Below are 22,204 nucleotides of genomic sequence, written 5' to 3'. Positions count from 1 at the left end.
TTTACTTCTCCTCCAGGAAGAGCGACCCGGCCAGCGCCTTGAGCTGGCGGGCCCGTTTCTGCGCCAGCAGGTTGACGAGCCGCGTCTCCGGATACTTGTCGGAGTCAAAGGCGAGCGCCTCGTCCAGCAACTTCTCGAACTCGGCGCGATTCTGGTTCGTGATCGAGACGTTCTCGGCCAGCGAGACGAGGGGTGAAATCCGCTTCCCCTGGGCCAACTCCATCGTCCGACCGAAGTACGTGCGCGCACGTTCCAGGCTGCCGCCCTGGGCGTCGCCGCGGCTCTCGAACGCGATCATGAATTCGGTGAGCGAGCCGTTGTCCCACCGCTCGTCGAGCTCGAGCGCCCGGTGGATCAACGCGTCCACGATCGGGACGTCGGCGATCAGATCCATCTGGTCCTTGCCGAGCGAGATCGCCGAGCCCCACGCGGCCGCGGTCCAGTAGAGATCGGGCACGTCTTTCTTCACGGTCTTCGCGAGTGCCGCTTTCGGGTCCTGCATCAGTTTCTGCCGGAGGTTGGGATAGCCGACCTCGAGCGCACGGAGGCCGTAGTCGCGTGCCCGGATGAACATGCGGCGTGCGCGGACCTTCACTTCGCGGGCGCGGTCCAGGTCGACGTCCTCGAGCCCGCGGATCTCCGGCTGGATGAAGGCCGCCGAGTACGACGTGAAGCCCGCCGCCACCGATTGGAGCAGGGGCCGATGCGTCGGGAGCTGGGCCAGCAGCCCCTCGAGCGTCTTCAGACCGAAGGGGAGCGCGTCCTTGATCAACTCGGGATCGTCATCGGTCGCAAACGACGACGTGCCTTCCGAAAGCGAGTCGGCCACCGTCTTAATGGCCATTCTCTTGATCGAACAACCCGGCAGCACCAGCGCCAGGCAGACGACGCCCAGGACACCAATCCGGCCGGCCTGGCCGCCTGCACGCGGCCGGCTGGGCGAACAACGAGCATCAACCATGGTGGCGTTATCCCCTTGAGTTGTTGTTGCCACGACACCCTCCCCTAGCCTGTACTCAAGCAAGCGGGCCGAGAAGTTACGCCAGTAGGAAATGCGTCATCGGAACCAATAGCGGCTCAGGCTCGCCCGATCGAAGGGGCGGCGTCATGTCCTGAGACCCTTGCTCGGCTGAGGCGGGGCGCCCGTGCCGGTTCGGCCGATGCGCGCGAGCGGCGCGGCCAGAGGCCTGGCGCGTGACCCTTCGGTGGTACGATGACGCCATGCGTTCGAGGCGCCTGGCGCTGATACTGCTGATTGCGGCGGCCATCCTGCCATACGTCCTGAATCTCGGCGCGACGTCGATCATCGACGCCAACGAGGCATTCTACACCGAGACGCCCCGCGAGATGATCGAGGCGGGCGACTACGTCAATCCCACCTTCAACTACGAGCCGCGGCTCAACAAGCCGCCGCTTTCGTACTGGGCCGTCGCCGCCTCCTACCGCATCTTCGGCGTATCGTTGACCGCCGCGCGGGTTCCAATCGCGGCCGGCGCGCTCGTGATTCTCGCAGCCGCGTTCGTGCTGGGCCGATTGGCATGTTCAACCAGCGCGGGTCTCGTCGCCGCGCTGACGCTCGCGGCCACGCCGCGATTCCTGCTGTTTTCCAGGCGCATCATCATCGACGTGTACACGGCGATGTTCCTGGGCCTGACGCTGCTGTTCTTCGTGCTGGCCGAATCGCAGCCGCAGCGACGGCGCCGGTGGCTGCTCGCCATGTACGTGGCGACGGGCCTGGGCGTGATCACGAAGGGCCCCATCGCGATTGCCCTGCCGGCACTGGTGTTCCTGGTTTACCTGATCACGTCACGGCGATTGATGACGATCACGCGGATGATGCTGCCGACCGGCGTCGCCGTGGTCTCGTTGATCGTCGTCCCGTACTACGCGCTGCTGTACTCCCAGCATGGGTGGGACGCGATCGCAACGTTTCTGATGCGCGAGAATCTGGCCCGGTACGCCGAGGGCGTCGGCGCGCCGAGCCGAGGGCCGCTGTTCTATCTGCCGGTCCTCTTCGCGGATCTCTATTTCCCGTGGTCGCTCCTGCTGCCGGCCGGCTTCGCCCTTGTGCCTTGGAGGCGCCTGTGGCGCGCCCGCTCCGATCATCCTGGCGACGGCGGCGTGACGCTGCCGATCGGGCAGGAGACCGTCCGCCTGCTGCTGGGCCTGTGGATCGTCGTCATTGTCGCGTTCTTCTCGCTCTCGAAGGCGCAGCAGGATCTGTACATCCTGCCTTGCGTGGTGGCGGCCGCGGCGCTGGTCGGCGGCGTGCTGGACGGAATGTTCAGGAAGGGGTTGTCGCCCCGGCTGACTGCCGTGACCACGTGGAGCGTGGGCCTGATTGGGATCGTGCTGCTTGCGTTGGGGTGCGCGATCGTGTGGGTGGCCGGCGGCGCTGGCGCCCGCATCCACGTGGAGGGGGCGACGGCCACAGGCGTCGTGCTGGCGATCGCCTCCGTGGTGGCGCTCGTCGCGCTGGCCAGGCGGTCCGCCACGGCCGCGTGCGCTGCGATCGGCGCGGCGGTGATTGTCGGCCATTGGATGCTGGTCCTCTGGGCGCTGCCCGATTTCGAACGCTATAAGCCCGTGGCTCATCTGGCCCGGGCGATCCAGCAGGTTGCGGCGCCGGGCTCCCGCATCGGCACGTACCTCGTGGCCACACCGAGTGTCGTGTTCTATCTCCAGCGGCACGTCGACCAGATGTTCGACGTGCCGACGGTATCCGAGTTCTTTGCGGGCGGCTCTCCCGCGTACTGCCTGATGACGCAGGAGGAGTACGAGCGGATCAAACCCCTGCTCAGGGCGCCCACGTTTGTTCTGGCCTCTTCGCCGCGCTTCGACGCTCAACTGCGCGACATCATCACCACGGCACCGCTTCCCAATCTGGTCGTGGTGGCCAGCGGCGACGTCCGGTAGGGGAGCCTCCGCGCTAATCGCGAAGGTCTCAGGTGTGGTACGGTTCTGTCTCGGAGGACGATCACACGTGAACGAGGCGGAAGATCTTAAAGCGCGCGCCGCGTCGATCAAGTGGTGCCACCCGATCGATCTCGGCCATGGCATCATCACCCGGCCCGAGCGGCATGTCCGCTTCCGCTACAAACGGCGAGTGCGCTTTCTGTCGCTGCCCGATGACCTTCGCGGCAAGAGCGTCCTGGACATCGGAGCCTGGGACGGCTTCTTCTCGTTCGAATGCGAGCGGCGCGGCGCGGCGCGGGTGCTCGCGATCGACACCTACGCCTGGGATCACCACGGCAAGGATGGTTTCCTCCTGGCGCATTCGGCGCTGAACTCGAAGGTCGAGCACCTGCGGATGGCGGCAGAGGATCTGGATCCGGACGTCGTCGGACGCTTCGATCTGGTCCTGATGCTGGGCGTCCTCTATCATCTCCGCTCGCCGATTGAAGTGCTCGACTGCGTGCGCCGCGTCACCGCCGGCACCCTGGTCTGCGAAACGCACGTGCTCGTTCCGGCGATGCACGGGCGGTACCCTCTTATCAGCTTCTTTCCCGGAGACAGTCTCGCCGGCGGCGGGAAATACGAGTTCTGCGCCATTCCCACGATCGAATGCGCGCAGCAGATGTTGCGATCCGCCGGCTTCCAGCATCAGATCATCAAGCACCGGCCCTCGCTTCGCCCACTCAAGCAACTGAAGGCCCTGCTGATCAACCGGCCGCAGTCCGGCCGGTTCATCGTCCACGCGTCCTGACGCCCCGCCCGCGGTGTGCGGTTCCCTGGATCCGACGGGGCGCCGAGCGCTCGCGCCGGTTGGGGCACGGCATGCCGTGCCCCAACTCGATCCGTCATTCCGGCGTACGCCGGAATCCCCGACTTCGCTCCTTGAGCTTCGTCGAGGTCTCGCCATAGCGCTTCGCGCGGAGGCGGACAGCCAGTTCACCTTTCTGGATGCCGGATGCCACCCCAACGCGGCTGCCGCGTCCGGGAAGGAACAATCTGTCCGACGGATCCGTCACCTTCTGTAACCAGCGCTCCCCCTGGGCCGTAGTACCCCGTACTTGATGCCGAATTCATGAATCGAAAGGCTTCGCGGCTGGAAGGACACGCCATGACGATCGAAACCAAACGGCGAGTGAGACGGTATGTACTGGGCGGAGGCGTCCTGGTCGTCGTCATCATTGGCGTGGTCGGCGGCTTCATGCTCGTCGGCAAGGTAGCCGCCAACGGCCAGACTCCGGCAGCGGCCACGGCGCCGGCCAGGCAGGAAGTCGCTGTGCCCGTGCAGGTCGAGGCGCCGCGACGCGGCACGGTGTCGGCCGCGCTGAGCGCGTCATCGACACTCGAGAGCGAACAGCAGGCCGACGTGCTGGCGAAGACCGACGGTCTGGTCGTGCGGATGCTCGTCGACGAAGGCGCGAACGTCGCCAAGGGGCAGGTGCTGGCAGAGATCGACGATGCCGACAAGAAGATCGCGCTCCAGCAGGCACGCCTCAAGGCCGAGGCCTCGAAGCGTGAGTACGAGAGGGCCCAGCGGTCGCATCAGGATCAGCTGATCAGCCAGCAGGACTTCGAGCGCTTGCGCAGCACGAACGACCTCGCCCAGGCCGACGTCGACAGTGCGGCGCTGTCGATCAGCTACACGAGGATTCTCGCGCCGTTCGCCGGACGCATCGTGGATCGCGCCGTCGTGCAGGGCCGGCACATCAAGCCCGGCGAGAAGCTGTTCACCGTCGCCAACATGTCCCCGCTCGTCGCTCGGGTGTTCCTGCCGGAAAAAGATGTGGCGGGCCTCCGTCTCGGCCAGTCAGCAGAGTTGGTCCTGGATGCGGCAGGCGGCCAGCGTCTCCCCGGGCGTGTGACCAAGATTAGCCCGGTCGTCGATACCAGCACGGGCACAATCAAAGTGACAGTCGAAGCCCTGTCGCTGACGCCGGCGGCGAGACCGGGATCGTTCACGACGGTTCGGATCGTCACCGACACCCACGCGAATGCGTTGCTCGTGCCGAAGGGCGCCGTGGTCCGCGAGGACTCGGCCGACTACCTGTTCGTGGTCGAGGGTTCGCGCGCCAGGCGCTGCAAGGTGACGCTTGGATTTCCCAGCGATGGCCGCATCGAAGTGGCCGCCGGGCTCTCCGGCCGTGAGTCCGTGATCATCGCCGGCCAGGGCAGCCTCAAAGACGGCGCCCGCGTCGACGTGCAGAAGGCCGGCCTGTAAGGCGCGGCCCCGTCGCCTTCACCAATAACGCCTGAGTCTCCACCCGGGGTCTGCCATGAGCCTCGTGACTCTCTCCGTCCGTCGTCCGGTTGCCGTCGGCATGCTCGTCGTGGCGGTCGCCATCTTCGGCGTGGTGTCGTTTTCGCGGCTGCCGGTCAACCTGCTGCCGGAGATTTCCTATCCGACACTGACCATCGAAACCAAGTACCCCGGGGCGGCGCCGTCCGAAGTCGAGAGCCTGGTCAGCAGGCCCGTCGAAGAGGCGGTTGGCGTGATTTCGGGCGTGCAGCGGCTGACGAGCCGCTCGCGTTCGGGGTTGTCGCAGGTCACGCTCGAGTTCGCCTGGAAGACCAACATGGATCTCGCGACGCTCGACGCGCGCGAGAAGCTCGACCTGGTGACGCTGCCGCGCGACGCGCAGAAGCCTGCGATCCTGCGGTTTGATCCGTCGAGCGACCCGATTCTGCGGCTTGGTGTGTCTGGCACAGGCGACCTGGCGATGGTGCGTCGGATTGCCGAGGACCAGGTCAAGAAGGACCTCGAGTCGATTGACGGCCTCGCGTCGGTCAAGGTCGAAGGCGGGCTCGAACGCCAGATCGAGGTCCGGGTGGACGAATCGCGGTTGTCGTCGTTCGGCCTGACCGTGCAGGACGTGATGGCCGCACTGGCCCGCAACAACGTCAACCTGGCGGGCGGCAGCATCTACGAGCACGAAGCCCGCTACCTCGTACGGACGCTCAACGAGTTCCAGACCGTCGAGGACGTGGCAAAGACGATCGTGCGCGAGGTTGGCGGCCGCCAGGTCGTCATGCACGATGTGGCCGACGTCGCATGGGGCCACAAGGATCGCGAGGTCATCGCGCGCATCAACGGCCAGGAATCCGTCAGCCTGAACATCTACAAGGAAGGCGATGCGAACACCGTCGCGGTCGCGCGGGCAGTCAAGGCCAGACTGGCGCGCATTCAGAAGACGCTGCCCGCCGGGATGACGCTGGCGACCATCTTCGACCAGTCCACCTTCATCGAAGGCGCGATCAGCGAGGTGGTGAACAACGGCTGGCAGGGAGGCCTGCTCGCCATCCTCGTCATCTTCTTCTTCCTGCGGGAGGCGCGCAGCACGGCGGTCATCGCGCTGTCCATTCCGATTTCGGTGGTCGCGACCTTCATCATCATGCACCAGATGGGATTGTCGCTGAACATCATGTCGCTCGGCGGACTGGCGCTCGGTATCGGGCTGCTCGTCGACGATTCGATTGTCGTGCTGGAGGTCATCGCGCGGCATCGCGAGGCGGGGAAGAGCGTCCTCCAGGCGGCCATCGACGGCACTGGCGAAGTGCAGGGTGCGGTGGTGGCGTCGACGCTGACGACGGTGGCGGTGTTCCTGCCGATCGTGTTCGTCGAGGGCGTCGGCGGCCAACTGTTCAAGGACCAGGCGCTGACCGTGTCGATCTCGATCCTCGCGTCGCTGGTGATCTCGCTGACGCTCATCCCCATGCTGACCGCCAGGTTTGGCGCGGCCGTCCCGCTCGAGCCGGCCGCTGTGCCGGCCGGGCGCCTGGCGAAGAGCCGGCAGTTCCTGTTCTACACGATTCCCATCCTGCTGGTGCGCGGCGCCCGACGCCTCGCCTCGCTCATCTTCACGCCGGTCGGCTGGATCATGTGGCCGTTCCTGAAGGCATTCGAACGGACCGAGGCGGCGGTCTATCGCGTGTACCCGCGCCTGATTGCCGGTGCCCTGCGGCATCCCTGGAGCGTGCTCGGGACCGCCGCGCTGCTGTTCGCACTGTCGATGGCCGGCGTCAGCCGCCTGGGCGTCGAGCTGATTCCGCCCATGTCGCAGGGCGAATTCTCGTTCGAGGTGAAGCTGCCGGAGGGCACGCCGATCGAGGCGACCGACCGCGTGCTCGCTGATCTGGCCCGGCGCGCGAAACAGGTGGCCGGAGTGGCCAACGTGTTCTCAACGGCGGGGGGCGGACTCGGCGGTGCCGACCAGGGCTCGCGCGCAGAAAACGTCGGCGAACTGCTCGTGCTGATGCGCAATCGCAGCGACAAGATCGGAGAGGAAGCCGGCATCGAACAGATCCGCAACACCCTCGAACGGTTCCCCGACAGCACGAGCACATTCAGCCGGCCGTCGTTCTTCACGTTCAAGACGCCGGTGGAGCTTGAACTCTACGGCGACGACTACGAGAACCTGCGTCGCGTGGCCGGCCAGACCGTCGTTCGCCTGCAGGGCATCCCGGGCCTGGCCGACGTGACCTCGTCGTCGGAGGCGGGCAGTCCGGAGGTTCGTATCCGGTTCAAGCCCGATCAACTGGCGCGCCTGGAGTTGACGCCGGAATCTGTGTCGCAGACGCTGCGAACGAAGGTCAAGGGCGAGGTGGCCACCCGGATCAGCGAAGGCGACCGCGAAATCGATGTGCTCGTCCGGGCGTCGGATGCGTCCCGCGACGAGGTCACCGACGTCGTGGGCATGATCGTCCAGCGGCGCGACGGAGTCGCCATTCCGCTCAGAGCGGTGGCCTCGACCGAACTGGCGACGGGGCCGAGCGAGATCCGCCGCGTCGGCCAGCGGCGCGCGGTCATCATCTCGGGCAACCTCCAGGGACGCGATCTGGGAGGCGTCACCGCCGACATCGAGCGGACCGTCGCCGCCTCGAACCTGCCTGGCTGGGTGTCGGCAAAGATGGGCGGCCAGAATCTCGAGATCGGCACGTCGTTCCGCAGCCTGTATCTGGCGATTGGCCTCGCGGTGTTCCTCGTCTACTTCGTTATGGCGGCGCAGTTTGAGTCGCTCCTGCACCCGCTCATCATCATGTTCTCGATTCCCATGGGCGCCGTCGGTGTGGTGGCCGCTCTGGTGGCGACCGGTCACCGCGTCAGCGTCATCGTCCTGATTGGCGTCGTGATGCTGGCCGGGATCGTCGTGAAGAACGCCATCGTCCTCATTGACCACGTGAACCAGCGCCGCCGGGGAGGCCTGTCGACGCACGACGCGCTGATCGAGGCCGGGCGTGTCCGGCTGCGCCCGATTCTGATGACGACGGCGACGGCCATCCTTGGTTTGATCCCGATGGCGCTCGGCCTCGGCGAGGGAGCCGAGATCCGCGCCCCCATGGCGGTCACCGTGATCGGCGGCCTCGCGGTCTCGACCGTGCTGACCTTGATTGTGATTCCGACGATGTACTTCGTCCTGGATCGCAGGACGATCGCGCCCGCCGCGGCCGGCAAGGAGTAGGGCCATGCGTCTGGCTGAACTGTCGGTCCACCGGCCCGTGACGATCTTCATGGGGCTTGTCAGCCTGGTTGTCCTGGGCGCGGTCGCGATGACACGGCTGCCGCTGGCGTTTCTGCCGACGATTGACGTGCCGACCATTTCGATCGACGTGCCGTATCCGAATTCCAGCCCGTCCCAGGTGGAGCGCCAGATCGTCAAGCCGCTCGAAGGCGCGCTCGCGACGCTATCGGGCGTCAAGAAGCTGACCTCAACGGCGGGGGCGGATGGGGCCCAGCTGCAGCTCCAGTTCAGCTGGGGGCAGTCGGTGGACATGATCCGGCTCAAGGTGGGCGAGAAGATCGACCAGGTTCGCAAAGACCTGCCCGCCGACGTCGAACGGATCAACGTCCAGTCATTCAACACTGCCCAGATGCCGGTGGTCGAGGCGCGCGTCTCTGCGCCGGGCATCGATCTGTCGCGCAACTACGATCTGCTGGAGCAGCGGGTCATCAATCCCATTCGCCGGATTCCCGGTGTCGCCCGCGTCGAACTGAACGGCGTGTCGCCGCGCGAGGTGAAGATCGAGCTCATCCTCGATCGGATCAAGGCCCATCGCCTCGACGTCGGCGTCCTCTTGCAGCAACTGCAGGGCAGCAACCTGAACGTGTCGATCGGCAAAATGGTCGACGCCAACAAGGTGCTCTACCTGCGGACGTTCGGCGCGTTCGAGGACCTCGAGGCGATTGCGAATCTGCCTGTCTCGCCGGGTGACTCGCGCGCGATCCGCCAGGCAGGACTGGCAGCTGGCCAGACGGGCATGCCGGAGATCCGGACCGTCGGACCCATTCGCCTGCGCGATGTCGCGGCGATTACGTACGAAGAGCCCCTGATCGACTTCGGCCGCCATCTGAATCGGAAGTTCGCCGTCGCGTTGACCGTACAGAAGGAGCCGACAGCCAACACGGTCGACGTGGCGTCGGCGGTGACACGCCTCATCAAGACCGATATCGCCGCCGATCCCCAACTGAAGGGCATCACGCTGTTCGTGTTCCAGGACCAGGCCGAGGAGATCCTCAAGGGCATCAACGGACTGACCGAAGCCGGCGCCGTCGGGGGCCTGCTGGCCGTGGTCGTGCTGTACCTGTTTCTACGCCGCGCGGACACGACGTTTATCGTCAGCCTCGCAATCCCCATCTCCATCGTCGCCAGCTGCACGGTGCTGTACTTCCTCGGCAAGAATCTGAACATCCTGTCGATGATGGGGCTCATGCTGGGGGTGGGCCTGCTCGTCGATGACGCCATCGTCGTGCTTGAATCCATCTTCCGGTATCACGAGAAGTCGGCCGACGCCAAGCAGGCCTCCATTCGTGGCACGTCGGCTGTCGCGATGGCCGTGGTGGCCGCGACGGCGACGACCGCGATCGTGTTCCTGCCGTTGATCGTCGGAGAGAAGACCGAACTCCAGGTGTGGCTGGCCGAAGTCGGCATCGCCATCACGCTCACCATTTTCTGCTCGCTGCTCGTGTCGCTGACGTTGATCCCGCTGATGGGATCCCGGATGCTGAGCCGCCGCCCCTGGCACAACCCGCGCTGGATTGTCTGGCTCACTGATCGGTACGCGTCGGTCATCACCTGGACGTTCCGTCATCGGGTGCTCACGTTCGGTGCGACGCTGCTCGTGCTGGCGAGCATCGCCGGACCGTTCATGCTGGGCCTCGAAACGGCCATGGAGACGGGCGGCCGGAACGATCGCCTGTTCATTCAGTACGACTTCCAGGACTTCCACTTCAAGGAAGACGCGGAGGCCAGCGTCGCCCGGGTCGAGGACGCCCTCTACCGCCACGAACAGGACATCAGCTTCGAATCGGTCTACTCGTACTACGGCGAGAACACCGCGCAAACGACCATCACGCTCAACCGGAAGGACATGAACGACCGCGAGGCCAGAGAATTCAGAAAGACCCTGCGGAGCTGGCTGCCCCAGTTGCCCGGTGTTCGGCTGCGTTTCGGCGGCGAGGATGCCCAGGCGGGCGGCAGCACGACGAGCTTCGAGGTGAGCCTGTTCGGCGACGACATGAAGACGCTGGAACGGTTGTCGGCCGACGCGAGTGCGAGGCTCGCCGCGATTGCCAACGTGCAGGACGTGAAGTCGTCGAGCGAAGAGGGGCGCGAAGAGGTCCAGGTCTCCCTCGACCGGGAACGCGCCGCGCGCTACAACCTGGCGCCGGGCGACCTTGCCCAGACGTTTGGGTTCATGCTCAGCGGCACGCGCCTCCGCAAGTACCGCGCCGGCGACAAGGAAGTCAACGTCGTGCTGTCGTTGCGGCGCGAGGACATGCAGCGGGCCGACGACCTCCGGAACATCACACTGGGCGGCGATCGCAGCCAGACGATCGGCACGCTCGCGAACTTCTCCATCGTCCGCCGGCCCAAGTCCATCGAGCGCGAGGAACGCCGCACCCGCCTTACCGTCAGGGGCACCTACGAAGGCAAGAACTTCGGCGCCGCACAGGAGTTGATGCGCAAGTCGATGAACGACATGGCGCTGCCGGCCGGCTACAGTTGGGCGTTTGGACAGAACATGCAGGACCAGGAACAGCAGAATCAGCAGATGCTGGTCAACATGCTGCTGGCGCTTGCGCTGGTCTATCTGGTGATGGCGGCGCTGTTCGAGTCGATCGCGCATCCGATCGCGATTCTCGTCTCGATCCCCTTTGCGCTGTTTGGCGCCGTGTGGTTCGACCTCATCACCGGCACTCCGTTCGGCTTGATGTCCCAGATTGGCCTGCTGATCCTGATGGGCATCGTCGTGAAGAACGGGATCGTGCTGGTCGATCACGTCAACCAGTTGCGACGGGAAGGGCTGTCGCGCGCCGACGCCATCCTGCAGGGAGGCCGGGAACGGATGCGGCCCATCCTGATGACCGCGGCGACGGCCATCCTCGGTCTCGTGCCGCTGGCGGTCGGGTCATCCGGCGTCGGCGGAGCCTACTATTACCCGCTGGCGCGGACGGTCATCGGCGGCCTGACGACATCCACCATTCTGACCCTCGTCATTCTGCCCTTCATCTACACGCTGGTCGACGATGTCGCCGTGTGGCTGAAACAGGTGTGGCGGCGTGGCACGGCCCAATTGGCCACTCCCGGAGTGATTGTGGCGGCGAAATCACTCCGGGAGTGATTACCGGAGGCGAAATCACTCCCGGAGTAATTGCCGCGACGGCGCGATTACCGGAGGTTCGGCACTTGACAGGCTCGGCGCCGGAATTCCGCACCGGTGGTCGAAGACCCGTGCGGGTGGCGCTCCGAATCAGGCCTGAAAACATAGACGGCGCGCGGCGTGCCGCTGGCATTCCGATTGCGTAAGATCAAGCCATCGGCCCACCGTTTGGGCTCTGGCGTTGACGGATGGGGGCCCGTCAGCGTTGGGGGATCAGGCGGTGGGCTATTCTTCTGTACGGGCCCGCTCGCCGACCCGCCTCTTCCTTCAAGCCAATCACTCCCGGAGTAATTACAGAACTGTAATCACTCCCGGAGTAATTACCGGGGGCGCAATTACTCCGGGAGTAATTAGGGGAGGCTACCGGTCGTCGTCAGGGCCCACCGTCACTGTGGCAGGGCGCGGATAAACGCCGCCCGGACGGGGGGAGGCATGACGCTGGTCGGGCCCTTCACCGATCGCCAGATAATCTCGTTCAGTTCCTGTTCCGGAGCCAGGTCGGCTTCCGCCAGATACATCCGCGCTGAGGCCGCTGCCCCCCACGCGTTGACCGCGTTCTTCTCCCGAATGTCGATGCGCGCCGGCCTCGCCTTGAACGGCGTCAGGACCGGCGCCGTCTGAAAGGCGTTGTACATCGGCGTCGCCCCCGCGTCGTAGTTGCTCATCGGAGGCAGGCCGAGGATTAGTTCCATCGTCCGCAACATCCCCGACGTCGTGTAGAGCGTGCTGTCGACCGCCAGGCGCATCGTGAACGGGCTGATGACCAGCGCAATGGAACGGTGCATGTCCACGTGATCCGGCCCGGCCTGTGCGTCATCCTCGAGGACGAAGATCGCCGAATCCTTCCAGAATGAGCTGTTGGTGATGGCCTCGACGATTCGGCCCAGGGCCACGTCGTTTTCCGCGACCATTGCTCGGGGCGTCGGGTAGCCCGCACGGGTGCCGGCGGTGTGGTCGTTGGGCAGACGAATGATCGTGAGGCTGGCCAGCGTGCCGCTCTTGTCGAACCGCGTGAATTCCTCGAGCCAGATATCCGCACGCTTGCTGTCCGGGATCGTCAGGTCGTAGGGCGGGTAGTTCGGATGCACCAGCCCCTTGAGTCCGGGCACGGTGGCCTTGACCTCGCCTATTCCGGTGTCCTTCTCCTGTTCCGGTTCGGCGCCGCGCTCGACGAATTCTCCGTAACTTCGAACGCTCAGTCCCTTCCGCGTGACCGCATCCCAGATGTAGCCGTTCAGCGGTGCCGTGACGTTGCCAAAGGCGTTACGCATCTTGCCGCCGCCTTCGCTCAGGTACCTCGCACCCCGCCCGCCATAGTTGGTGGGCCAGATCTTGTTGACGAAGTCGGTCGCGTAGGCGCCGGTCGAGAACGCATGCCCGTCGTAGCTGACCTGTGCATCCACGTAGAAGTTATCGAGGACGACGAACTCGCGCGCCAGGGCGTGGGCGTTGGGCGTGACGTCTTCGCCGAAGAGCGCCAGGTTCGGGTCGCCGTTGCCGCGTTCGAGATCTCCGAGAATCTGGTCGTAGGTGCGGTTCTCCCGGATGATGTAGAAGACATGCTTGATGGGGGAGACGTCCCCGACCTTCTTCGGAATCGGTGACGCCACCGGAGCCGACGCGGGCGCCAGGATCGAGGCACTCGTGAACGGCGTCAGGCTGTAGACGCTCTTCGTCATGGCCTGAAGCGTGGCCTGATCTGGAACCGGCACGATCGACAACGAACCCTGCAGCATGGCGCCGCTGTACTGTCCATCGCCAAAGCCAGGCACGCCCGGATGGCTTCCGCGCGGATTGGCGAGCGAGGCGAGACCCTTCCCGCTCAGGATGTAGATTCGGGCGCCGTCCTGACTGAACATCGCGGCGGTCGGATACCAGCCCGTCGGGATGAATCCCTCCACCGCGCTGCGCTGGGGATCGCTCGTGTTGATGACGGCGACGGCGTTGTTGTCGGCGTTGGCCACGAGCAGGCGATTGCCGTCGGGCGACAGGCCAAGGCCGTTGGGCGTCGCTCCCGGAGGGGCATCCGGGAACAGGGCCACCGATACCTGCTCCTTGACGCTCTTCGACGCGACGTCGATCACCCAGACCGCGTTTGTGTTGGCACACGCGACGAACAACCGCTGGCCGTCCTTCGAGAACACCATCGCGTTGGGATGCTCACCCACACGAATCTCGCCGCGCGGGTCGAGCGTGGCCGCGTCAAAGACCAGAATCTTCGCGCCGCCCCAAACCGACACGTACACGAACTTGCCATCAGCCGATACGACACACGTGTAGGGTTCGGCGCCGACGTCCACGGTCCGCCGGACCAGCCCGGCTTTCAGATCGAGCATCGTCAGCGCTTCGCCGAGCACGTGCACCGCGTAGAGCGTGCGGCCATCAGGGGCGATCGCAATGCCGCCCACGAAACTCTGTTCCACCGGCTCGGGCCGGTTGATGCCCGGCTGCGGGCGCTGCGTGTCGCGCCCGAGTGCGAACAGCGAGCCGGGCGCCAGCTTCCCAGGCGTCCAGTACAGTTCGGTGACCGCCGTCTGTCCTGCGGCCGACGAAAAGACGCGCCGCTTGTCGGGATGCCAGGCGAGCCCGAGCCAGGCATGCTCCAGCGTCGTCCTCGAACTCACGTAGGCGCGCTTGAGATCCACCACCGTCAGCGTAGGCTTGGCGTACCCGTTGTTGGTGACGACCAGGTAGTTGCCGTCCGGCGACTCCACCATGGCGAGCGGAAGGTCGCCGACCGCCATGTGCTTCCCCGCCGGCGCGATCTTCCAGCCGTTCGGGAGCAGCGTCACGCCCTTGCCGAGCGATCCCGGCCACTCTGGTGCGGCAGGTCCCTTCTGGGCGACCGACACGACGCCGGAGACAACGAGCACCGCAGACGCGAGTGCGAGCGCGAGAAAGTGTCTGGATCGCATAGTGATTCCCTACCGTTTGCCAAGCAGTCTGAGCACGCCGAGCGACATCGAATCGGTGTAGGTGATCAGCAGCACGCCGATGCCGGTAATGATCAGGAACGGTACCACGTGCCGATACAGGCTGGTCAGCGGTTTGTTGAACCGGGATGACGCAAGGAACAGGTTGAGGCCAACCGGCGGGAACAGGAACCCCAGTTCCAGGTTGGCAAGGAAGATGACGCCCAGGTGCAGCGGGTCGACGCCAAACGCCGCGCCCATCGGCGCGATGATCGGCGCCAGGATGATGATCGCCGAGTAGATCTCGAGCACGCTGCCAAGCACCAGCAGCAGCACGTTGAGCGCCAGCAGGAACATGACCTGCGAGTGGATGTTCGTCTTGACCCAATCGAGCAGCAGGTCGGGAATCTGGGCATCGACCAGGTAGCCGGTGAGCCCCATCGCGACGCTGAGCAGGATCAGCACGGCCCCCATCAGCGCGGCCGCCTTCAGCAGCACCTCAGGCAGCGCCTTGAAGATGTGAATGTCGCGCGTGATGAAGCACTCGACGATGATCGCGTAGGCGAGCGCCGCCGCAGCCGCCTCGAGCATCGTCGCGAAACCGGTCACGAAGAGCGCAACGATCACCACTGGCAGCATCAGCTCCCATTTCGCGCCCCAGCTGGCCGCCGCCACCTCGCGCAGCGAAAACGGCTGTTTCACGCGCTCGACTCGGCGCCCGATGACGATCCCGTACGCCGCAGTGATCACGACGAGCAGGAGCCCCGGCAGCAGGCCCGCGAGGTAAAGCTGGTCGGCCGGCACGGGTTGGTCACGGGTGCTCGCGACGACGCTGTAGAGGATCACAGGGAGGCTCGGCGGAAACAGCAGGCCGAGCGAGCCGGATGCCGTCACCAGGCCGAGTGAGAAGCCCTCGGAATAGCCGTCCTTGCGCAGGATCGGGTAGACCAGGCCCCCGAGCGCGATGATCGTGACGCCGGAGCCGCCGGTAAACGTCGTGAACAGCGCGCAGACAGCCGCCACCATCACCGCAATCCCGCCCGGCATCCACCCGAAGATGGCGCGGAAGAAGCGGACGAGCCGTTCGGCGGCCGTGCTTTCGGCCAGGACGTATCCGGCGGCCGTCAACAGCGGGATGGCGGGAAGCGTCGGCGACGAAATGAGCTGGTAGACCTTGGACGACACCAGCGACACCGGCACGCCTTCCCGGAAGAAGAGCACCAGCGCGATCCCGCCCATCGCCACGAACACGGGCGCTCCGAGCAGCGTCGCGAGCAACACCACGAACACCAGCGGCCAGACATAGGTGGCCGCCGCCGGCGGCAGAAGGCCGATGGCGAAGGCAGCCGGGATGGTGGTAAACGCCACCGCCCGGCCCCACCACTGGTCGGACGCCTTCCAGGCGAACACCAGCGCGGCCAGCGCGAGCGCGGTCGGCATCACCAGCAGGCTGATCCACTCGGGCAGACCAATCGGCAGGACCTTGTCTTCGGCGCCGCGCGTGGCCATCACGACGTCCCAGCTGGAGAAGGCGAGAATGCCCACGACAGCGGCCGCCACCGAGAAGGCAAACAACCGCGACAGGTTGCGCGCCAGCCCCTCTCCGAAGAACTCCGACGTCGAGAGCGTCAGGTGCTTGGCCTGGGTCGTGGCGGCAAGGCCGCCCACAAAGGCGAGCCACAGCGTGAGGTGAGAGACGTAGGCGTCCTTGCCGGGAATATGCAACCCGCCGCCGAACAACCGGCCGACAATGTCGATGAGCGGGAGGACGCAGGCCAGGCCGAGCGCCGACACCAGGACGCCCTGTTCGGTCCGCTTGAAGAAGGCGGTCAGCATAGCTACTTCTTGACCGGTTGAGCCGGATGCGCCTTCCGGTACTCGTCGCGATACCTGATAGCTTCGTCAAACGCGTCGGCTGACAACAAGTCTCCCCGAATGCGCGGATAGGTGCTCTCAGCCAGTTTGCGCCAGAGCTCCTTCGTTTTCGCGTCCACGGGCACGACGACCAGCTTCGAGGGCGAGTTCTTCATGGCCTCGACGTCCCTCTCACCGCTCCGGCGAATCTCGGCCTGGAGCTTCGCTCCCGAGTCGCGCGCAGCCTGCAGCAGCGCCGGCTTGAGATCGGCCGGAATCCTTGCCCAGGTGCCCTTGTCAATGACCGTCGCCGCCATCATCAATCCCCAGTTCATGTCGGTCATGTACCTGGCATGCTCGTAGTAGCGGGCGATGACGCAGACCTGCGGCGGTGCGGCAAACGCCTCGAACAATCCCGTCTGCAGTCCGGTGACCAGTTCGGTCGAAGGTGCCGGCCGCGGGTTGAAACCGGCCGCCTTCCAGATTTCCAGCGACTTCGCGTCGCCGGCCCATTGGAAGAACTTCAGCTTCTTGAGGTCGTCCGGCGTGGTGACGGGCGACTTCGTGAAGAAATGCATCCATCCGCCATCAGCCCAGTTGACGACCACGAAGCCCCTGGCTTCCATCGACGCTTCGAGGCGCGGTCGCATCTTCTCGAGCACCGCGTACACCTCCTCGTAGGAGTCGTACGCCATCGGGATGCTCAACGCGAACACCGTCTTGTCGATTTCGGCCAGACCCACCGACGTCAGGACCGCGCCCTGCAGGCCGCCAAGCCGCATGTCGCGGACCACGTCGGGGTCGTCGCCCCTGCGGCCGCCCGGGTAGAGGATGACCTTGACCTTGCCGCCCGAGATCTTGGCCCACTTGTCGGCCACGTCCTTGAGCACCAGGAACCACGACGAGTTCTCCGGAACCAGCGTGGCCATCTTGATCGTAATGGTCTGGGCCGGGGCCGCCGCCGGCGTGAACCCGAGCACGGCCGCCACCAGCGCGCCCGCGAGGGCGGCCGATATCAGGCGACGACGGCGTCCATGTGTGTCTGCAGTCATGATCCTGTCTCTCTAGAAAAGTTCATCGATCCTCGACAGCAACCACTTTGCGCGCCGCTGGGAGATGACGTTCGCCAGCTTCTGTTCCGGCGCCAGTGTGATGTCGACCGCCAGCGCCTCGTTCAGGAGTTGCTCGAATTCCTTCTTGTTCTGCTCGCTGACCGACACGGATTCAGCCAGGCTCACAAACAGTGAGGCACGCTGGCCGCGGGCGAGCGCCTTCGCGCGCTCGAAATGCTCCCGGGCGCTCTCGATCGAGCTTCCGGTGGTGGCGTGCGCGGCGTCCCACGAGATGAAGAAGTCGTGCAGCGATCCGAGTTCGTAGCCTTCGTCCAGCACCAGCGCCCGGCGCATCATCTTTTCGAACAGCGTCTGCTCGACGGAAAGGCGCGAGTCGGCGATGTCCAGCGCAAATGCCGCCGCCCAGGCCGCCGCGGTGTAGTAGAGCAGGGGGACGTGTTTCTTGCTCAGTCTGGCCAGCACACCATCCGTGTTCGTGCGGAGGCGATCGCCAAAGCGTGGAAATTCCACCTCGAAGGCCCGGATGCCGTAGTCGCGACCTCTCAGGTACAGCTTCTTGGCGCGCACGCGCATCGCCGTTGCGCGGTCCAGATCCTGCGCTTCGACGAAGTCGGCTTCCTGCTGGATAAACGCATAGCTGTACTGCGTGAAACCGCTGCAGGCGGCCGTCAGCAGACCCTTGTGCCTCGGAGATTCGTCGATCAGACCCTCGATGGTCTTCAGCGCGAATGGCACCGCATCCCGGACCAGTTCCGGGTCATCGTCTTTGGCGTAGCCGGAACTACCGCCAGCCAGAGCGTTACCGAGGGTGTTGATCGCCATCATCCTGATCGAGCAGCCGGTCTGCGCAAGCCCCAGCGCGCACAGGCACAGTGGCAGCAACGATCGTCGGATCAGGTCACTCAAGAGCCCTCCAGACAAGGCCCTATTCTATGCCAGCCGCCACGGGTGCGCCGAACCAGCGCGTCGGTAATTCATTGACAATTGACGCCTCGCGGACTACATCTTCCATCGACCACGACGTGCATGGGGACGTCAGAGTCGCGCGGGTGACGTGGTGACACTCCCGAAGCGGCACCGAAACCCCGTCCGGGAAGGCGCAATGAATACGGAGAGGGCTGATGGCAATTGATTGGAACGACGTGCGCTACCGCGGGGACGCGAAGGACGTCGAAGACCTGATGACAACATATCGGGTGGCCGACTACCTCGCGACGTACGAAGAGAACCGCCGGCAGCTGGACCACGGCGTGCGGGAACGGCTGCTGAAGGAAGGCATCCGTCTGAGCGAGCGCCTGTCGCCCCGCATCTATACGATCTTCCGAAACGTCTGCAAAGCGCTCGAACTCGACGCCCAGGCCGAGGTCTTCTGCCTCCCGTCGCCGGAGGTCAACGCGTTCGCCCTGCTCGACGTGCGCAAGGACACCACCTACTCGCTCGTCGGCGTCACCGCCATGGCACTCGAGCGGCTCGAGGATGCCGAACTCGCCTCGATTCTCGGCCACGAGCTTGGCCACATCCTGTTCGGCAACAACCGGCTCGCCGCGCTCATTTCCACCGACGCGGCGAATCCCTCGGTGACCGTACTCCCGGCACTGGGCGAGAGCCTGTTTCTCCGCTGGCGCAAGAAGGCCGAGATCAGCGCCGACCGCGTGAGCGTCCTGGCAAGCCGGGATCTCAAGGCCACGGCCACCTCGCTGCTGAAAGCGACGTTCGGCCTGAGCGAGCGCAACCTGAATCTGGACATCCAGGCGCTGGTGAGCCAGGTGGACGAAATCCGCGGCCGGCCGGAACTGATCGAGGAGGCGTTCGCGTCGCATCCGCTGCTGCCGATTCGCCTGAGGGCGGCGGAGCTGTTCTCGCGCTCGGCCAAGGCGCAGCGCGCCGGATATCCCGTCGAGGCAACGCCGATCGGCGATGGCGAACTCGAGGACGCCGTCGACGAACTGGTAAAACTGACTCGCCGCTATCCGTTCCAGCCCGGGCACCGCGCCATCATGCGCGTGATTGCGCTGGCCGGAGCGCGACTGCTGGCCGCTGATGGCGAGGTCGGCGACGACGAGGTCAAGATCCTTGTGCAGATTCTGCATCACTGGTTCACGGATGAACCGGAGGCGGAGATTGTGACGGATCCCGAGGTCATCGCCGCCCAGTTGCCGGCCGCGATTGCCGAGATTCGCGCCGAGGCCCAGCTCGACGACAAGAGCTTCGTGCTTTCGCGCCTCACCGATATCGCACTGGCGGACGGCGCGCTGATCGATTCGGAGAGCGCCGTGATCCTCGACATCGCCAAACAGATCGACGTGCCGATCAAGCTGGCCTACTCAATCATGATTGGCGCGGCACAGTCGGTCGGCTTCAGGTCTGACGTGAAGCTCAACAAGATGGCCGAACAGATCCGTCGGTCGATGGCGCTCGGGCTGAAACACTAGATTGAACGCTCGACCCAGATGTCGCAGAGATGACCCAGCGTTTCGACCGACTTGGCCATCCATTCGAGCGGCACCCATTCCTTCTTGCCGTGGAAGTTCATCGAGCCGTTGAAGATGTTCGGCGTCGGCAGTCCCATAAACGACAGGCGTGATCCGTCGGTGCCCCCGCGTACGGGGAGACGCCGCGGCTCCAGGCCGGCCCGCCGGACGGCCTCGTCGGCATACCCGACGACATGGGGAACCTCGTCGAGTTTGTACTTCATGTTTCGGTAGGATTCCTTGATATCCACGGCTACGGCCGCGCCGGGGTACCGCTTCTCCATGAAGGCGGCCGTCCCGCGCAGGATGTCCTCGAGTTCGCGCAGGCCCTCCTCGGTGAAGCTGCGGACCAGCAGCTGCGCTTTCGCCTCGGAGGTGTTGCCGCCGATCGAGATGGGATGCAGGAATCCCTCCCGGCCCTCTGTTGTCTCGGGCGTCCGGTGCTGGGGCAGCGCCATCAGCAGCGCGCTCAGCACGCGCACGGCGTTGACCATCTTGTTCTTGGCGTAACCCGGGTGCACGTCCGCTCCGGTCACCGTCACAAACGCCGTGTCCGCGCAGAAGGTCTCGGCTTCGAGCGATCCCAGGCCGGATCCGTCAATCGTGTACGCGACGGCCGCGCCAAATGCCGCAACGTCGAAATGCTCTGTGCCGCGGCCCACCTCTTCGTCCGGCGTGAAGCCCACGCGAATCGGGCCGTGCAGCCGGGACGGATGCTCCCTGAACTGCCACAGCGTCTCGACGATCGCCGAGACGCCGGCCTTGTCGTCGGCGCCGAGCAGCGTCGTGCCATCGGTCGTGATGACCGTCAGTCCCTTGCACGCCGCCAGCTCGGGTTCATCGGCCACACGGATGACCTGCGAAGCATCGCCGGGAAGGACGATGTCTTTGCCGTCGTAGGCGCGATGGATCTGCGGTCGGACATCGGCGCCGCTGACCTCGTGGTAGGTGTCGACGTGGGCGATGAGGCCGACGGTCGGGACCTTGCCGTGGGCGGGATGTCCGGCGGGGATGTTCGACGGAAGCGTCGCCATCACGTAGCCCCACTCATCCATCGTCGCGTCGTCGAGGCCGGCCGCCTTCAGATCGTCCACCAGAACACGAAGCAGGTCCTTCTGCTTCTCTGTGGACGGATATGACGTGGAGGTTCCAGACGACTGCGTGTCGATCTTCGCGTATCTCACGAACCGGTCAATCAGGGCTTCTCGTTCAGCCATCATGTCCCCCCGCGTCCTTTCCCGACCGTCATTCCGTACTAACCGGTGATGTACCGTCCGTACGCGGCGGCGTCCACGCTGCCGCCGCTCAGCACGGCGACCATCAGGCTTCCTGCCGGGACGCTCACGCGCGCCGACCCATCGCGCGACCATGACGCGTCCTGGCGGCCGAGTACAGCGGCGACTGTGGCCGCGCCGCTCGGTTCGACGACGAGCTTCGCGTGCTCGAACACCCACCGGACCGCACGCGCAATGGCCTCGTCGTCCACGGTGATGATGTGATCGACGTAGGCCTGCACGTGCCGGAACGTGATGTCGCCGGGCCGCACCGCGAGCAGGCCGTCCGCGATGCCGCTTGCCGACGCCAGCGTGACCGGCCGGCCGGCCCGCAGCGACTGCGTCATCCTGTTCGACCCGGACGGCTCGACGCCGACAATCCGCACGTCCGGCTTCAGGCTCTTGATTGCCGTCGCGACGCCCGCGATCATGCCGCCACCGCTGGCCGGCACGTACACGGCCGACACCTGGGGGCACTGTTCGAGAATCTCGAGGCCCATCGTGCCCTGGCCTGCGACGATCCACTCGTGATCGAACGGCGGCACGATGGTGAGCCCACGTTCGGCCGCCAGTGTCTCCGTTCTGCGTTTTCGCTCAATCGTCGTCGTGCCCTCGAACACGATCTCTGCGCCCAGCCGGCGAGCCGATTCGACCTTGACGTTCGGCGCCGTGGTCGGCATGACGACGACGGCAGGCACGCCCAGCAGTTTCGCAGCCAGCGACATCGCGATGCCGTGGTTGCCGGATGAGAACGTGATGACGCCGCGGGCCCGATCCGATTCGGTGAGCCTGAGCATCATGTTGACGGCCCCGCGAATCTTGAACGCCCCGCTGCGTTGGAGATTCTCGCACTTCAGAAACAGCCGGCCCGGAGGCTCGGCATCGCCGGTGACATCGGTCACTTCGAGCAGCGGCGTCACTCGGGCCAGCGCGCGGATGCGTGCGGCCGCCTCGCGAATCGCGTCAATGGTAACGAGTGCATCAGTCATGGCGGCCAGATTGTGTCATGACGC

The 22,204-nt window shown here is 65.4% G+C and carries 13 protein-coding genes; 6 read left to right on the top strand and 7 right to left on the bottom strand.

Going from position 1 to position 22,204, the window contains the following annotated elements; genetic code table 11:
• Position 1 precedes the first annotated feature (1 nt).
• Positions 2-961, bottom strand: coding sequence for a TRAP transporter TatT component family protein (locus NTV05_17645; GenBank protein ID MCX6546220.1), 960 nt, complete (start codon positions 959-961; stop codon positions 2-4).
• Positions 962-1,221: 260 nt separating this feature from the next.
• On the opposite strand from NTV05_17645, the gene NTV05_17640 reads away from it, so the two are divergent.
• From NTV05_17640 to NTV05_17620, 5 genes are all read left to right on the top strand, one after another.
• Complete coding sequence (locus NTV05_17640; protein MCX6546219.1) at positions 1,222-2,916, top strand: glycosyltransferase family 39 protein; 1,695 nt, start codon at positions 1,222-1,224, stop codon at positions 2,914-2,916.
• Positions 2,917-2,983: 67 nt separating this feature from the next.
• On the top strand, positions 2,984-3,706 hold the full coding sequence (locus NTV05_17635) for a DUF1698 domain-containing protein (GenBank protein ID MCX6546218.1): 723 nt from the start codon (positions 2,984-2,986) through the stop codon (positions 3,704-3,706).
• Positions 3,707-4,063: 357 nt separating this feature from the next.
• On the top strand, positions 4,064-5,170 hold the full coding sequence (locus tag NTV05_17630) for an efflux RND transporter periplasmic adaptor subunit (GenBank protein ID MCX6546217.1): 1,107 nt from the start codon (positions 4,064-4,066) through the stop codon (positions 5,168-5,170).
• Between the two features lie 55 nt (positions 5,171-5,225).
• On the top strand, positions 5,226-8,408 hold the full coding sequence (locus NTV05_17625) for an efflux RND transporter permease subunit (protein MCX6546216.1): 3,183 nt from the start codon (positions 5,226-5,228) through the stop codon (positions 8,406-8,408).
• A 4-nt stretch (positions 8,409-8,412) separates the two neighbouring features.
• Positions 8,413-11,568, top strand: coding sequence for an efflux RND transporter permease subunit (locus NTV05_17620; GenBank protein ID MCX6546215.1), 3,156 nt, complete (start codon positions 8,413-8,415; stop codon positions 11,566-11,568).
• Between the two features lie 425 nt (positions 11,569-11,993).
• Here NTV05_17620 and NTV05_17615 read toward each other — a convergent pair whose 3' ends face one another.
• The 4 genes from NTV05_17615 to NTV05_17600 are packed head-to-tail and all read right to left on the bottom strand — an operon-like array spanning position 11,994 to position 18,352.
• On the bottom strand, positions 11,994-14,522 hold the full coding sequence (locus tag NTV05_17615; GenBank protein MCX6546214.1) for a beta-propeller fold lactonase family protein: 2,529 nt from the start codon (positions 14,520-14,522) through the stop codon (positions 11,994-11,996).
• A gap of 9 nt (positions 14,523-14,531) precedes the next feature.
• Positions 14,532-16,355, bottom strand: coding sequence for a TRAP transporter large permease subunit (locus tag NTV05_17610; protein MCX6546213.1), 1,824 nt, complete (start codon positions 16,353-16,355; stop codon positions 14,532-14,534).
• Between the two features lie 2 nt (positions 16,356-16,357).
• The gene (dctP, locus tag NTV05_17605; protein ID MCX6546212.1) at positions 16,358-17,425 is read right to left on the bottom strand and encodes a TRAP transporter substrate-binding protein DctP; all 1,068 of its coding nucleotides are present in this window, start codon (positions 17,423-17,425) and stop codon (positions 16,358-16,360) included.
• A gap of 12 nt (positions 17,426-17,437) precedes the next feature.
• Entirely contained in the window at positions 17,438-18,352 is a 915-nt protein-coding gene (locus NTV05_17600) for a TRAP transporter TatT component family protein (protein ID MCX6546211.1), read from the bottom strand.
• A gap of 215 nt (positions 18,353-18,567) precedes the next feature.
• Here NTV05_17600 and NTV05_17595 point away from each other — a divergent pair, with 215 nt between their 5' ends.
• Entirely contained in the window at positions 18,568-19,878 is a 1,311-nt protein-coding gene (locus NTV05_17595; protein MCX6546210.1) for a M48 family metallopeptidase, read from the top strand.
• Here the strand turns inward: NTV05_17595 and pepT are convergent.
• Together pepT and NTV05_17585 are read right to left on the bottom strand one after the other, a co-directional pair.
• The gene (gene pepT / locus NTV05_17590) at positions 19,875-21,134 is read right to left on the bottom strand and encodes a peptidase T (GenBank protein MCX6546209.1); all 1,260 of its coding nucleotides are present in this window, start codon (positions 21,132-21,134) and stop codon (positions 19,875-19,877) included. The two genes, NTV05_17595 and pepT, sit on opposite strands and share 4 nt — an antisense overlap.
• A 38-nt stretch (positions 21,135-21,172) precedes the next feature.
• Complete coding sequence (locus NTV05_17585; GenBank protein ID MCX6546208.1) at positions 21,173-22,180, bottom strand: threonine/serine dehydratase; 1,008 nt, start codon at positions 22,178-22,180, stop codon at positions 21,173-21,175.
• Positions 22,181-22,204: the final 24 nt, after the last annotated feature.

It is taken from the genome of Acidobacteriota bacterium, from assembly GCA_026393755.1.
Taxonomy (GTDB): Bacteria; Acidobacteriota; Vicinamibacteria; order Vicinamibacterales; family JAKQTR01; genus JBAXOX01.
This window is presented reverse-complemented; position numbering and strand designations above follow the sequence as displayed.